Genomic DNA, 15,279 nt, shown 5'->3' with positions numbered 1-15,279 from the left:
AGCCTTAAAAGTTGAATCAAAGCATCTTTAAAAGTTATGAATGGCGGTAATCAAGTCGCTACAGTATTTTTTCTAGGCCTTTCGCTTCGAGCCGTGCCAGAGTTTAAAACCGTGGCACGGCTCGAAGCGAAAGGCCTATTTTCATCAATGCACGTTCTTTTCTGAACCCCTCACCTTCTTGAGTCGGACCCGTTGAAGTCAGCGTCTGATTAGCCCAACAAAGGCGTTAATCAGGCCATAAGCCGTGCCGAAGTGTAATGTTGCCAGAACTTATCCAAACCAGTGTTCCACCTGGTGACCCTAGCGAGATTTTTTATTAATAATGCTGCTACTACTTGTATATCTGCAACAGGCGCATTTACTTTGTAATTCAAAGTGCTTTTAAATGAAAGAAGACCAGGATTATATTCGGGATATAGCCCAGATACGCACCATCATGGAGCGCTCTTCCAAGTTTCTGTCGCTTGCCGGTTGGGCAGGCATCATGGCAGGCGTGTATGCATTGGTAGGAGCTTATATTGCCTATACCGTTTTTGATTTTAATCCTGATAAACTCGTTTATAGCACCATACAAACAGAAGGTTTAGTAGCTGGCCTGTCGAAAGTCGTTTTTTTAGCCATTACAGTATTAATTCTAGCCATCGGCACAGCGATTCTACTCTCATATAAAAAAGCAACTAAAAGAGGAGAAAAACTCTGGAATGCGCTTGTGAAGCGGCTTCTGATCAATATGGCCGTTCCACTGATTGCGGGTGGGCTTTTGATCCTCATATTAATCGCGAATGGATTAATTGGCCTGATGGCCCCAATTACCTTATTGTTTTATGGGTTGGCCTTATACAGTGCCAGCCAGTTTACCTATGAAGTATTGAGAAGCTTAGGACTTATTCAGATAGGATTAGGCTTACTGAGTGCCTACTTTGTTGAGTATGGATTGGTATGCTGGGCTCTAGGCTTTGGCGTAGCCCACATTGTATATGGCATTTATATGCATTACCGATACGAAAGGTGAAAATAACGATCAATGGTTTACATAAAGCATTTGAAAGCCGTATCAAGCTTGGTATTATGGCAGCCCTGGCTATTAATAATATGCTTGATTTCAATTCACTCAAGGAGTTTCTTGATGTGACCGACGGCAATCTGGCAAGCCATCTGAAAGCATTGGAGAAAGAAGAGTTTATTCGGGTAGAAAAATCATTTGTTGATAAAAAATCGAACACAAATTATGCCGCTACGGAGCTCGGTCGGAAAGCGTTTACCGATCACTTAAATGCCCTGGAAAAACTAATTAAGGGGGTTACAGAGTAACCAATACTACCTGAAAAATGTAAGTAGAAGCTTACTGATTACCAATAAAAAAAATAAGGAGAAGCTGCCTTACCAAACTAATTAGTATTCACTTATGCGCTCGACCTTATGAGGTATTTAAAAGCATACCTGACACACTGGAGGAACTTGCTATCAGTAACCCAAAAAGAACAATTCTATTTTTTCGTGCATACACTTTGCATTTCAAAGTGCTTAAATGAAACCTCTAAATCAACTTTTTATAACGCTTATAACTAAATGACCATGACACAGAGAACCAATTTAACAACACCGAGCATTCATCCAGATTCAGTTGAAAAACGGATGGTACAGGGCGCAGGAATCGCTTTAATCCTGATTGCACTTTTTCTGCTTCCCGTTAGAGAGCCTGATCCGGCCTGGGGAAAACTATGGATGATTAAACCGCTACTTATTGTCCCGGTGGCCGGTGCTATAGGTGGTATAATTTATCACCTTCTCGACCATCTACGTTACCAGGGAGGCTGGAAAAAAGCACTGGCTTATTTATTGAGCCTGATTGGATACATCATTGCAGTATGGATGGGCACTGTTCTGGGGTTAGCGGGTACGTTGTGGGATTGATCGAGCCAAATCAGAAAAGACAGTTTAGCTAAAACTTGAAAACGAATAAACGCGTGAAAGACGAAATAATCGCCCATCTAAACGACCCAGGGCAACTCGAAAAGTTGTACCGCTCCAACAAGGTGCCTTTTAAGCGAGCATTCAGTACACTCTATCCGGAGCTTAAAGGCAACACACTCGCCGATTTCTGGAATGAACGACTGAATTACGAAAGCGATGAGCTGGCCTGGGGCACAGGCCGTGAATTAGCCTTTGTGATCATAGCTTCACTAGTAGCCGGGCTTATTGCCAAGTTGCCGGCATTTCTAAATATAGAACAGGAGTTCTTCTATTCCAGGAATATCGGGTTTATCATTTTTCCAGTATTATCGGCCTACTTTGCCTGGAAAAATAATTTAGCAACCTCTAAAATTGCCTCTATTGCTGGCCTGACCCTCGTTGGTCTACTATTTATCAATTTCCTTCCTGATGTTAAAAAGAGCGATACCTTACTATTATCGTGCATTCATTTGCCTTTATTTCTTTGGTCGATACTAAGTTTTGCTTTTGTTGGTGAGACCAGAAATAATGATGAGAAGCGGCTTAGCTATTTACGGTATAATGGCGATCTGGTTGTCATGACAACGCTCATCCTGATAGCGGGAGGAATCATGACCGGGGTGACCATTGGACTTTTTGGGCTAATCGGGCTGAAAATTGAAAAGTTTTATTTCGAAAATGTTGTCGTTTTTGGCCTTCCGGCTGCACCCATTGTTGGCACTTACCTTACCCAGACCAATCCGCAGTTAGTCGGTAAAGTATCACCCGTACTGGCTAAACTATTCAGTCCGCTGGTCCTGGTAATGCTGGTCATTTATCTGATAGCTATCATTTATTCGGGTAAAGACCCGTATAACGACCGGGAGTTTTTGCTGATGTTCAATGGGTTATTGGTTGGTGTTATGGCCATCATTTTCTTTTCTGTTGCCGAAACATCCATGACAACGAAAAGTCGACCTGAAGTATGGGTTCTTTTTCTTCTATCGATTGTAACCGTGCTAGTTAATGGCATTGCCCTGTCAGCTATTTTGTTCCGGATTTCAACATGGGGAATAACGCCCAATAGAGCTGCGATTCTGGGTGGAAATATTTTAATCCTGCTAAATCTTCTGTTGGTGACCGTACAGCTGTTTAAGGTAATTTCGAAGAAGACTACCATAAACGAAGTCGGAAAGGCCATTGCTTCCTACCTGCCTATTTACTGCTTATGGACTGTTATCGTAACGTTTCTATTTCCGTACCTTTTTGGGTTTAAATGATCAGAGAATCTGACGCAATTCCTGTTACCAGTTTATTTTCAGGGCATAAATCAACGCTGCTAAAGATCAGCCCGATCCACCCTATTTTTTTATCAACGCACTTTGAAAATCAAAGCACTTTTAAAGGCATGAAAATCAAATTACTATCGGCTACCTTACTATTAGGGGCATTTTGGGCCACTGCCTACGCTCAAACATTGGACAAAGCTAAACTGGACCAGTTTTTTGACCGGCTCAGTGAAAAAAACAAGGCCATGGGGAGTCTCATCATCGCCAAAGACGGTAATGTGCTTTACGCCCGTTCCATCGGTTACAGCCAGATCAACGCCACGGAAAAGAAACCCTTGACCGCTGCGAACCGGTTCCGGATTGGTTCGATCACCAAAATGTTCACAGCTGCAATGATTTTACAGCTCGTCGAGGAAGGAAAACTTAAGCTGACCGACACGCTCGACAAGTTCTTTCCGCAGGTGCCAAACGCCAGGAAAATTACGATCGAGCAACTACTCTGGCATCGTAGCGGTATCCCCAACGTCAGGCGCGAGCAGAATGCTCAGGAAAACGTGAATACGATTCCAGTGACGAAAGATGAGATACTCGCCCTTATTGTCAAAACCACGCCCGATTTCGAACCGGACACCAGGCATTCCTACAGCAACTCCGGCTATCAGCTTTTAGGTCTTATTCTGGAAAAGGTAAGCGGCAAATCCTATGGGGAGGCCCTCACGGAAAGAATCACGGCAAAGATCGGGCTTGCGAATACGTACCTGGCGACCGGAGCCATCGATGTGAGCAAAGCCGAAGCGCTGACCTATATGAACTTCGGCAACGGGTGGAAACCGGTGCGTGAAACTCATCCCAGCATCCTCTTCAGCGCTGGCGCGATTATTTCGACGCCGAATGACCTGACTAAATTCATTCAGGCGCTGTTCGACGGGAAGATCGTGTCAACGGCGAGTCTGGATCAGATGAAAACGATCAGGGATGGTGAGGGGTCGGGTATGGAACCCTTCACGTTCGTCGGTAAGACCTTCTATGGGCACACGGGCGGGGCCGACAACTATGGAGCGTGGGTGGCTTACCAGCCGGGAGAAAAACTGGCGGTGGCTTACACGACGAACGCAAAGGTTTACCCGGTGGCCAATATCATGAACGGCATTATGGACATTTACTACAATAAACCATTTACGATTCCCACCTTAGAATCAATCGCGGTCAAACCGGAAGTGCTGGACAAATACGTTGGTGCTTATTCATTCCCTGGAGCTCCTGCTAAATTTATGATCACGCGTGACGGGGAAACGCTTTATGCGCAGCCGCCCGGACAATCGGCGGTCCCGCTCGAAGCAACGGCAGAGAATAAATTTCAAATCGAGGGGGTGTTGATCATCGAGTTCGACATGGCGAAAAACCAGATGATAATCAAACGGCGTGGTGGGGAGCGGGTTTTCACAAAAGAAAATTAATCAGACATGCAAAATAGAAGAAGATTGACGGCATGGGTTGCTGTCGTCGTACTTATACCCTTCGTATTGATGCTTCTTGCCGTTTGGCATTGGAGGCCAGGCGCTTTTGTTTTGGCCGTTGTCCTCCTGTTCGGTGGTGTCGGCCTCACGTATGAATTGGCAGTAAAGAAAAAAATGAGCAGTAAGGCATATCGATTCGCCGTCGGTCTGGCACTGGTGGCAGTGTTGATCCTCCTCTGGATGAATGTTGCCGTTGGTGGCATTCTTGGGGACGATCCCGCCAACATGATGTATTTCGGGGTGCTCCTCGTCGGATGCATGGGCGCCATCATCGCACGCGTAGAGCCACAGGGAATGGCACGCGCGTTGTTTGCAACGGCGTTTGCTATGGCGCTGGTCCCTGTGATTGCGTTGATTATCGGGACACCCGCTTTTGCCAACGGTGTGGTTGCTGTGTTTGGTCTTCATGCAAGCTTTGCCATGCTGTTTGTCGGATCGGCCTTGTTGTTTCGACGTGTGGCTCGCGAACACAAAAATCCCGATATGAGTCCTTTGGCCTAAGAGGTGGAGATCGATTTTGATAAGAGAAAAGTAACCATAAACAACACGCTTCAACTGAGTTATGGAATTACAAATTCAAAACGTTTCTAAAACCTATTCCACCGGCGGGTCCCGTTTTGGCCGCTCCCGCATCAGCGGACAGACCAATGCGGTGCAGGCATTGAAGAATGTAACCCTCACCATTCCAACTGGCATGTACGGACTGCTGGGCCCAAACGGTGCTGGCAAATCGACGCTCATGCGCATCCTGGCTACGTTGCAGGAGCCGGATACCGGCAGTATCCATCTGGGCGACATCAATGTGGTCAATCAGCCCGACCAGGTTCGTCAGACACTTGGTTATCTGCCGCAGGAATTTGGCGTCTATCCGAAGGTAAGCGCGGAGGAACTGCTGGATTACTTCGCCGTGCTCAAGGGTTTCTCAGAACGAAAATCACGCAGAGAGGTCGTAGAAGCGCTGCTCCACAAAACGAATCTTTGGGAGGTACGTAAGCAAAAGCTGGGTGGTTACTCGGGGGGTATGCGGCAGCGTTTTGGGGTGGCTATAGCCCTGTTAGGAAATCCAAAACTGCTGATCGTCGACGAACCGACAGCCGGATTGGACCCGGCAGAGCGGGTGCGCTTCCTCAATTTATTAAGTGAGTTGGGGGAGAACAGTGTGGTTATCCTCTCGACCCATATTGTGGAGGACGTCAGCGAGCTGTGCACACGAATGGCCATTATCAACAAGGGCGAGATTCTGTATGAGGCCGAACCGCTAAAGGCAATGGAAAGGCTGAACGGGCTAATCTGGCGAAAGATCATTCAGAAAAATGAACTGGCACAGATAGACCGTGAGCACAAGATTATCTCTACCAAACTGCTTGGCGGACGTACGGTCGTCCATGTGTACAGCGAAGAAACGCCCGCTGATTTTGAACTGGTGCAGCCTGACCTCGAGGATGTTTACTTCACAGCAATGGCAGACAATGCCATGGCGGGTAATGTCGATACATCTCAGAATCGCCTACGAGATGGCCAACAACCAAAGGAAGACTAATATGAAGTTCCGGGAGATTTTCCGATTCGAGTTCGCTTACCAGATTCGTCGCCCATGGCCCTGGCTTTCCCTGGTTGTGATGGTGCTATTTGCGTTTTTCTCAACGCGAGTAGCTATCCTACCTGTTACGCTTCCCCAGGATTTCATTCTCAACTCGCCGTTCATTATCACAGCCGTCTCGGTGTTCAGTTGCCAGATCTGGTTGCTCCTGGCACCGGCCGTAACCGGTGAGGCAGCCGCGCGGGATATACAAACCCGGATGCACCCGCTCACATACACGAGCCCGGCAAGCAAAGCTGACTATCTCGGTGGACGCTTTCTGGCAGCCTTCGCCCTGCATGCGCTAATTCTCCTCGGCGTGCAGGTGGGTAGTCTGCTCGCCGTGTATGGCCCCGGAGCGAATCCCGAGATCATCGGACCGTTTCGCCCGACTGCCTATCTGGCAGCATATGGCTTCATTGCATTGACGAACGCACTCATCGCTACGACGTTCCAGTTCTCGGCAGCACTCTTCACCGGCCGACCAATGGCGAGCTACTTTGGTAGTTTGATCCTGTTCTTCCTCTCCTACCCTGTAACGTTAACGTTGTATATGGCCGGGTTGCATGAGCGGGCTCTGATGGCTGACCCCATCGGCATCATGGCCATCATGAATGAGATGATGTCAAAATGGACCATCGTTGAGAAGAACATTCGCCTGTTCACCCTCGAAGGCATGATGCTTTGGAACAGGCTACTATGGCTCGGCATCTCCCTCGGAACACTTACTTTCCTTTACCTGCGCTTTCGATTGGCGCACCGCTCCACCACTAACTGGTGGAACTTATTCACGCGACGGTTTGCTACGAAAGTTTCGTCAACCGCTGATGCCGTGTCGACACAGCTGATAATTCGGGACCCGTCCGCTCGTCAGTCGTTCGGACTCAGAACACAGCTACGTCAGACAATTGCGGTAGCGCAGAGCTCATTCCGCATGATCCTGACGAGTCCTGCCGGGCTCTTTCTGCTGATTGTGTTCCCAATACTGCTGACGTTCGTGGTACTGGTCGAGATGGAACACTGGGGAGTGTCACTGCTTCCGCGGACGCCACATCTGCTGACGAAGCACCTCACCGGCGTTCTCACATCGCCAACGAACTACTGGGTTATTGTCCCGCTTTTCATTATCTATTTTGCAGGTGAGCTGGTATGGCGGGAACGCGACGCCGGACTGAGCGAGAACGTCGACGCAACGCCGGTGACGGAATGGGTACTTTTCCTCGGTAAGTTTATCGGCCTCGGACTAATCCTGGCTACACTGATGACGATCATCATCGTTGTCGGCCTCACGGTTCAGGTGATCAAAGGATACTACCATGTCGAGATCGTGCGCTACGTGCAGGTCTTATTAGGACTAAAACTCACGGACTATCTGTTATTCGCCGTTCTCGCGATCACGGTGCAGGCGGTGGTAAACCAGAAATACCTGGCACAGATGGTAGCACTTGTTGCGTATCTGCTGATGGTCTTCTCGTCGTTTCTTGGCATCGAACACCACCTGCTTGTCTATGCATCCGGTCCTGAGTGGTCGCTCACAGATATGCGCGGCTTTGGCTCATCGATCGGACCGTGGTTTTGGTTCAGACTGTATTGGGCCGCGTGGGCACTGCTATTGGCTGTCACGGCGAGGATGCTGTGGGTACGGGGTAAGGAGTCTGGTTTTGGAACGCGGCTGCAACTAGCGCGACTTCGGTTCACACGGGCGACGGCAGGTTTCGCAGTGATCGCGATGAGCCTCATTCTCCTCCTGGGCAGCTTCATCTTTTATAATACGAACGTGCTCAATGAGTACATCACTGATAATGAATTGGTGCAACGCCGGGTCGAATATGAGCGGCTGTATGGAAAGTACGAGGGCATTCCACAACCAACGCGCGTGTCCACGAATTTGCACATCGACATCTATCCCAACCGGAGAACAGCCACGATCATCGGCAGCTACTGCCTGGTTAACCGTGCTATTGTGCCGATCAACTCTGTGCATCTGGAGCCAGCTTTCTACGTCGATACGCGCGTGACGTTCGATCGCCCGGCCAGAGTGGTTGTGGCTGATGAGAAACTTGGCCACTTTATCTATGCATTGGACAAACCGCTTCAGCCCGGCGATTCGCTGAAGCTTAACATTGAGGTTAAGTTCGAGTCTCATGGTTTCCGCAACACGGGTCTGCGCAGTAACGGAGCAGGTCAGGGTATCCTAAGGAACGGCACCTACTTTACAGGCGATGCCCTGCCGGTCATCGGTTACCAGCCAATGCGCGAACTCTGGAGTGCAGACGACCGGCGCAAGAACGGTTTGCCACGGCAGGTTACACTGCCTACACCTGGTGACATCGATCCAAGTGTTTCGGCGGGCGCAGCGGCTACCTTTGAAGCAATCATCGGCACCGACGCCGATCAGGTCGCCGTTGCGCCGGGCGAGTTGCGTCGTACGTGGAGCAAAGCGGGGCGGCAATACTTCCAGTACGTTAGCGACGTTCCGATCAATGGACGCGATGTCTTCTTCTCGGCCAACTATGCGGTGTATCGCGAACGATGGAAACACGTCGACATCAAGGTCTATGTTCACCCCGGCCATACGGAGCACCTCAAGCGCCTGCTCCGTAGTGTACGTGCATCACTGGATTACTACTCGGCGCAGTTTGGCCCCTATCCAAATCACTTCCTGCAGGTTGTCGAACAACCCGGCAATTTCATGGGCATGGGTGTGGACGGGAGTGGCGTAATTACCGGAGGAGAGGGCTTCTTCCAACTGGATCCGCAAGGTGATGGTTTCGATGCGATCTTCGAGATTGTGGCTCACGAAATGGGGCATCAATGGTGGGGTATGCAACTCAAGCCCGCCATGGCCGAAGGAGGAGGTGTCATTTCCGAAAGCCTTGCCTGGTACTCCGCGATGCAACTTGTGAAGAAAGTGAAAGGGCGTGAAGCCCTACGGCGATTCATGAGCATCATGCGCCAGCCCGACCCTTGGCCGCCGATGCGTACGGGGCTTCCGCTGCTGCGCGCCATGGACCCCTGGGCCAACTACCGCAAAGGCCCGTACGCCATGTACGCCCTCAGTGAATATGTGGGCGATGGCCGTGTAAACGGGGCACTTCGCACGCTGGTGAAGAAGAAGGTTTCATCGCTGGCCACGACAATCGACATGTACCGGGAACTTCAGGCCGTCACGCCGGACTCGCTCAAACCTTTGCTACACGACCTGTTTGAAGTGAACACGATCTGGACGTTCGACACCAGGCAAGCAACGGCCAAACAAACGGCGGCAGGCACCTGGCAGGTAACCTTCGAGGTGGAGTCGCAAAAGGTCATTGCCGATAGTGCTGGTGTTGAAACCAAAATACCGGTGAATCAGTGGGTGGAAATCGGGATCTTCGCGGCCGCTGAGCACGGCGAAATTCTGGGCAAACCGATATATGTGCAGAAACACTTCATTCACTCCGGCAAGCAAATGATTACGGTGACAGTTCCACAAAAACCGGCGCGGGGTGGGATCGATCCCTATAACCTGCTCGACTGGGAGGAAGGTGACAATATTGAGGAGGTGAAGATTAACTAAGGACGGCAACGGCTAAAGGTACCTTTGCTATTCGATACCGGGCTCCATCTTCGGGTTGCCAGTACCAGTTGTGGCTCGTTAAACAATTGGATTTATATCTCGACTCATAACTTTTGGAGTTTCACTCAGATGCGTGCCACGGTTACTAATGCTGCTCCTGAAAACTGTTGCACGCATCTGAGTGAAACTCCAAAGCTAAATAAGACATGTCCTAATATCTAACTACTGACTGGTCATTGACAAAAATAGCCTGGAAGCATGTCCAGGCTATTTTTTTGCTACTTTGAAACCGGATGCAACCAAGTCATTGACCACTGTTCCGTAAATTTGAACGCCCATTCGTGATCGGATAGACGAACGGAACCCAGTGGTGCAATCCTCTCTGTAGTCTTAATCATAAATCAGTGACCCCAACATCAGCCCCAAAGGAGACTCTACTCCCCCAGCAAGAAGAAAAACTACGTGACTTAACAACCCAGAGCTGGAATCTCGAACTGGTTATTTCGGGAGCCGCTTTATTTGCTGTCCTGCAACTACCCGACTTACTTGATGAGGCTTTCGATTACTTTCGATTTAACCTAATGAGCCAGACAGCCGGTATGCAAGGGCTCTTTCCGTCGATGGCCTATAGCATGATCAAGGCAACATGCTATGTCTTATTCATGGCTTTTCTGACTAATTTCGTCATGCGTGCGTTTTGGGTTGGTCTGGTTGGCCTACTAGCTGTTTATCCCACAGGCATTCATTACGACCGAATCCCCTTTACGACCAAATATGCCCAGGATAAGATGGCGGCTAAACTAGGCCCCCTGGATGGCTACATTCTGCGGCTGGACCGACGATGTAATATTGTATTTGCAGTCGCCTTTCTATTCGTTTTTGTCCTGATCGTTGTTGCCTTTTCCTACCTACTGACCATACTGGTTTACTCCCTTGTACGACCAATTATTCCAACCCCCTATTGGCAAGGCATTAAACTAACCTCTTATGTGCTTTTTGTCTGCTATCTGCTGGCCAGTATTGTTCTGAGTTTACCAAAGGTCAGGGCCCACCCGGTCGGCGGTGATCTGAACTATCGATTTAGCACTCTGAGCAAGCTACTTTTTTGGGGGCTCTATACACCCTTTGTCTTTATTCTCAACACCTTTTATAGTCACCTGCCGTATCGGTCAATTATCCGAACAATAGGACTCATGATGGGCGCTTTCTTTGTGTTAATTGCTTTCGAATTTTTGGTGGACTTTTCACGGCTGGACCGACGAACCATGAGCTTAAACCAACGGCATCTGTACACGGCTCGAGTCGATAGTCAATATATTAACTCAAGTGCTTATGATAATCAACGAGCTGAGGGTCAGTACATCGAAGTGGCTGCTATTCAGGCGGATGTGATCAGGGATCCCTATATTCGGTTATATATAGCTTATCCAAAAGCCTTAGATACGCTCCTGACCAGACTGGCCCCTGCGCCTGCCTGGAGCGATACGCTGCCCAGAGCCGAAAAGCGCCGTCAATTTGCGGAGTGGAGCCACCAGCAGATTAATCAGTTGATGCGCATTGCTATCAATGATTCGTTGTACCGTAGTCCGGACCTGTTGTTCACCCAACGGGACTACCCTCAGCAACGCGGTTGGCAAACGGTATTACTGCCGACTAATCTAAAATTGGGCAAGAACACAATACAGATTCGCATCCAGGCCGACTCCACCACCAGGGGAGAGGAGATCATGACCATCCCTTTCTGGTACATCCCCGAGAAATAACAGAAAAAGTCATTCGCAAATCATTACAGGTGATGTTACCTTATTGCTATTCAGGGTATCATCTCTCGATTCACTTTAGTCAGTTCACCTTTTCAGGACTTTCGCTCAGAACCATGCCAAAGTTCTGAGCGAAAGTCCTACTTAGTTGAGGCTTAATTTTCTTTTGAAATAAAGAGTCGATCCAGCCTCTGCTTTTCTGGCATTATAGGTCTCTTCAATATCAATTTGTCCGCATAAACAAAACTAGCCTGTTCCTTAATCACCTTATTGAGTGATTTCTTGATTTTCAGTTCAAATTGTCTCGACCTTTCTTCCTTTTCTTTCTCATAAGCAATAGCTGCGTCCCGCGGCATTAGCCGAAACTTCTTGGCTCCGGATAGAGTCGGCCAAAAATATTTTTCTCCCTAAAAGAGGTCAGTCGCTTTTTTCCAGGCTCTTACTAAATAGAGGTAACTGACAATTTTATCTCCAAAAAGTGATGGAGATAAACCTAAAATCGTCCTGGTTTCGGCGGGATGAAAGCGTTGTCGGTTGCCCAGAATGCCATCTTCTATAATTTACCCTTAATCCTTTTATGAAAAAAAATCTCTCTAAAAAGTGGCATTATGCTTTATGCATGAGTTGCCTCCAGTTAGCCCTGTGTTCGTTCACAGCAAGTTACGGTTCACCTGGAAAACCAACGGATGTACTATTCATCAACCGGACTCATCTGATCCCGGACGAACAATCCACCGACCGGGCTATTTCCGGCACAGTCGCGGATGAGACGGGGGTTGGATTGCCGGGGGTATCGGTGCTGGTCAAAGGAACACAACGAGGCACCGTGACGGATAAAGACGGTGCTTATCGATTATCCGTTCCCGACGGAGTTGCGACCTTAACCTTCAGTTTTGTGGGGTACATCTCCCAGGACGTTACAGTTAGCAACCAAACAGTGGTGAATATTACGTTAAAGCCCGAAACCAAGTCGCTCGATGAGGTAGTCGTTGTGGGCTATGGAACCGCCCGGAAAAGAGATCTTACCGGTGCCATGACATCGGTTACCGCCAAAGATTTCAACAAAGGCAATTTTACATCTCCCGATCAATTAATTCAGGGTAAAGTTTCCGGCGTACAAATTCTCAATAACAGCGGTCAGCCGGGTGGTGCGGCAACGGTTAAAATTCGGGGAAATTCTGCCATTACAGGTAGTGGCCAACCCTTATACGTAGTCGATGGGGTACCACTGGATAACCGGTCGGCCCGGCCTGGGTTAAATGCCAATGGCCTGGGTAATACGCCCGGCGGTAACCCACTGAATTTTTTAAACCCGGCTGATATTGCCTCAATTGACGTATTAAAAGACGCATCGGCTACGGCCATTTACGGTTCCCGAGCAGCCTACGGGGTTGTCATTATCAATACCAAACGAGGGCAGGCTGGACAGGCGAAAATTGACGTGGGCCTCAATACGGGTGTGTCGACCATTTTCCGAAGAATAAATGTGCTCAACGCCGAGCAATACCGGGAAGCAATAAAATATTATGGCGTGAGCCCGTTAAATGACCGGGGTGGAAATGAAGACCCATTTGGCTCCATTTTAAGAAAAGGTCTGCAACAGAATTATACCATTGCTATTAGTGGTGGCAACGAGACGGGCAAATATCGTATATCGGCTGGCTATCTGAACCAGGAGGGCATCATCAATAAGACGGGCTTCAAAAAATACACGGCCAATTTTTCGGGTAACTTAAAATTTCTGGAGAGTAAAAAGCTGGGATTAGACATAAATGTTAATACCAGCCAATACGTCGAAGATATTGCGGCCATTACCAACGATGCTGGTTCGAACGGAAGCCTGATCGGGCACGCTTTACAGTGGAACCCGACCGATTCACTCCGCAAAGCCAACGGCAGCCTCAACATCAAAGCGGGTGCGGTGATCAATCCGCTGGCCATGTCTGAGCTGTACAATGACCAATCCAAGGTAACCACCGTTCTGGCCAGCATTTCCCCTTATTTCAAGTTTACGGACTGGCTGGAATATCGGATGCTGTATAGCATCAATTACAGCGCGGGTGGACGCCGGTCGTCTATTAATCAGGACATTAACATCTCTGCAACCCAGGGAAAGGGCTGGGCCAGCATTGGCACTAACGAGCTCAGCACCCAGCAATTTACGCACACCTTAAACTTCAATAAGGATATTCTGCCGGACTTTAATCTTAATGCGTTACTCGGTTTCGAGTACATGAGCTTTGCCAACAAGGGATCGGCCATGAGTGCCCTGGGGCCTGCGTCTGGATTTGGCAATTACGGTCTGGACTACACCGACTATATCCAGTATTCGAACACAACCGGTCGTACCGTCTCGTCATTTGTCGATCCTACCGCCGAACTTCAATCGTATTTTGGCCGGGCCATCGGTAATTACAAGGACCGATACCTGGTAACGGCTACACTCCGTGCCGATGGTTCCAGTAAATTTGGCTCGAACAATAAGTATGGGTATTTTCCTTCGTTTTCGGCCGCCTGGAACATTAGTAACGAGAAATTTTTTCACGTCAATAGCATCAATTCGCTAAAACTGCGGGGTGGCTGGGGAAAAACGGGTAATCAGGAGTTCCCTTCGGGTTCTTCGCAGGCCCGCTATTCGTTCACCGATAACGGCGGGTTAGGGCAGACCAATAACCCCAACCCGGACTTAAAATGGCAGTCTGACAAACAGTACAACTTCGGTTTCGACGTGTCATTGCTGAACAGCCGGATTACAGCCACGGTCGATTATTTTAATAAAACAACCACCGATCTGTTATTCCCTAGCCCGCCGATTCAGCCCGCTCCTCCCGGCTCAGTTATTCGGTGGATCAATCTGGATGGCCGTATCCAAAACAAAGGGCTGGAAGTGGCGATCGATGGGGCCATTGTCAAAAAGGATAACTTTAGCTGGGATTTAAGCGCCAATGCTACCTTTATTACCAATAGTGTGTCAGGCTTAACCGCCCCTATCCTGACGGGTGCATTGAATGGGCCGGGCCTTAGTGGCGTTTCGGTGGAAGTGATTCAGAATGGCTTACCCATTAACGCATTTTACACCCGCCGATACCTGGGCATGAATGAATCTACCGGCCTGGCTACGTACGAAGACGCTGGTAATACCTTTTTCTACGTGGGTAACCCCAATCCCAAAACCCTGTTAGGTCTCAACACGACGCTTCGGTATAAAAAGTTCTCGCTGATTGCCAACATGAACGGCGCTTTCGGGCAGGATATTTACAACAACACCAATAATGCCGTCATCAGTGTGGGGTTGATTAACGGGGGACGAAACATCGCCTTGTCGTTGTTTAGAGAACCAACCAAGGAGTCGATCGCCAACCCGGTAACGCCTTCTTCGCGCTATATCGAGAAAGGTGATTATCTGAAAATGACGAATGCTACCGTGTCGTACGCCATCGGTAATATAGCCCGGGTGATTCGGGGAGCCTCAGTTTATGTGACAGGTCAAAATCTGTTTGTGATCACCAAATACACAGGCTTTGATCCGGAGGTCAATGTCAATAAAGCCATCAACAGCGTGCCGTCGGTAGGTATCGATTATGCCGCTTATCCACCCGCTCGTACCATCACCTTTGGCGTCAACTTCTCTCTATAAACCCTT

10 protein-coding genes are annotated in these 15,279 nt (G+C 48.8%); all 10 read left to right on the top strand.

All coding sequences use genetic code 11. The features are described from left to right. The first annotated feature begins 385 nt into the window (after window positions 1-385). The 10 genes from G8759_RS14945 to G8759_RS14900 all read left to right on the top strand — a co-directional run bounded on the left by G8759_RS14945 (window position 386) and on the right by G8759_RS14900 (window position 15,273). Entirely contained in the window at window positions 386-1,012 is a 627-nt protein-coding gene (locus G8759_RS14945) for a hypothetical protein (RefSeq protein ID WP_167209244.1), read from the top strand. Continuing rightward, complete coding sequence (locus G8759_RS14940) at window positions 1,009-1,311, top strand: winged helix-turn-helix domain-containing protein (protein ID WP_167209242.1); 303 nt, start codon at window positions 1,009-1,011, stop codon at window positions 1,309-1,311. The genes G8759_RS14945 and G8759_RS14940 overlap by 4 nt, the downstream gene beginning before the upstream one ends. A 264-nt stretch (window positions 1,312-1,575) precedes the next feature. Then, window positions 1,576-1,914, top strand: a complete 339-nt coding sequence (locus G8759_RS14935; protein WP_167209240.1) for a potassium transporter KefB — start codon at window positions 1,576-1,578, stop codon at window positions 1,912-1,914. Window positions 1,915-1,967: 53 nt separating this feature from the next. Then, window positions 1,968-3,212, top strand: a complete 1,245-nt coding sequence (locus tag G8759_RS14930; RefSeq protein ID WP_167218992.1) for a hypothetical protein — start codon at window positions 1,968-1,970, stop codon at window positions 3,210-3,212. Next, entirely contained in the window at window positions 3,209-4,678 is a 1,470-nt protein-coding gene (locus tag G8759_RS14925; RefSeq protein WP_167209238.1) for a serine hydrolase domain-containing protein, read from the top strand. The genes G8759_RS14930 and G8759_RS14925 overlap by 4 nt, the downstream gene beginning before the upstream one ends. A 6-nt stretch (window positions 4,679-4,684) precedes the next feature. Continuing rightward, window positions 4,685-5,239 carry a hypothetical protein gene (locus tag G8759_RS14920; protein WP_167209236.1) on the top strand — a complete coding sequence of 185 codons (555 nt, stop codon included), beginning with the start codon at window positions 4,685-4,687 and terminating at the stop codon, window positions 5,237-5,239. A 61-nt stretch (window positions 5,240-5,300) separates the two neighbouring features. Further along, a complete protein-coding gene (locus G8759_RS14915; protein WP_167209234.1) occupies window positions 5,301-6,278 on the top strand; it encodes an ABC transporter ATP-binding protein in 978 nt (325 codons plus the stop codon). 1 nt (window position 6,279) lies between these two features. Next, the gene (locus G8759_RS14910) at window positions 6,280-9,876 is read left to right on the top strand and encodes an ABC transporter permease/M1 family aminopeptidase (RefSeq protein ID WP_167209232.1); all 3,597 of its coding nucleotides are present in this window, start codon (window positions 6,280-6,282) and stop codon (window positions 9,874-9,876) included. Between the two features lie 404 nt (window positions 9,877-10,280). Then, the gene (locus G8759_RS14905) at window positions 10,281-11,639 is read left to right on the top strand and encodes a hypothetical protein (RefSeq protein ID WP_167209230.1); all 1,359 of its coding nucleotides are present in this window, start codon (window positions 10,281-10,283) and stop codon (window positions 11,637-11,639) included. Between the two features lie 574 nt (window positions 11,640-12,213). Beyond that, window positions 12,214-15,273: a SusC/RagA family TonB-linked outer membrane protein gene (locus G8759_RS14900; protein WP_197933137.1), complete on the top strand. Its 3,060-nt coding sequence runs from the start codon at window positions 12,214-12,216 to the stop codon at window positions 15,271-15,273. Window positions 15,274-15,279 lie beyond the last annotated feature (6 nt).

Origin of the sequence: Spirosoma aureum, from assembly GCF_011604685.1 — a bacterium.
Taxonomy (GTDB): domain Bacteria; phylum Bacteroidota; class Bacteroidia; order Cytophagales; family Spirosomataceae; genus Spirosoma; species Spirosoma aureum.
The sequence above is the reverse complement of the archived record's forward strand: the minus strand, read 5'-3'. Positions and strand labels throughout refer to the sequence as shown.

Bases quoted from the DNA above. Each gene is read 5' to 3' on its own strand.
- G8759_RS14910 (WP_167209232.1), top strand. From the start codon at position 6,280: ATGAAGTTCCGGGAGATTTTCCGATTCGAGTTCGCTTACCAGATTCGT.
- G8759_RS14945 (WP_167209244.1), top strand. From the start codon at position 386: ATGAAAGAAGACCAGGATTATATTCGGGATATAGCCCAGATACGCACC.
- G8759_RS14925 (WP_167209238.1), top strand. From the start codon at position 3,209: ATGATCAGAGAATCTGACGCAATTCCTGTTACCAGTTTATTTTCAGGG.
- G8759_RS14915 (WP_167209234.1), top strand. From the start codon at position 5,301: ATGGAATTACAAATTCAAAACGTTTCTAAAACCTATTCCACCGGCGGG.
- G8759_RS14920 (WP_167209236.1), top strand. From the start codon at position 4,685: ATGCAAAATAGAAGAAGATTGACGGCATGGGTTGCTGTCGTCGTACTT.
- G8759_RS14900 (WP_197933137.1), top strand. From the start codon at position 12,214: ATGAAAAAAAATCTCTCTAAAAAGTGGCATTATGCTTTATGCATGAGT.
- G8759_RS14935 (WP_167209240.1), top strand. From the start codon at position 1,576: ATGACACAGAGAACCAATTTAACAACACCGAGCATTCATCCAGATTCA.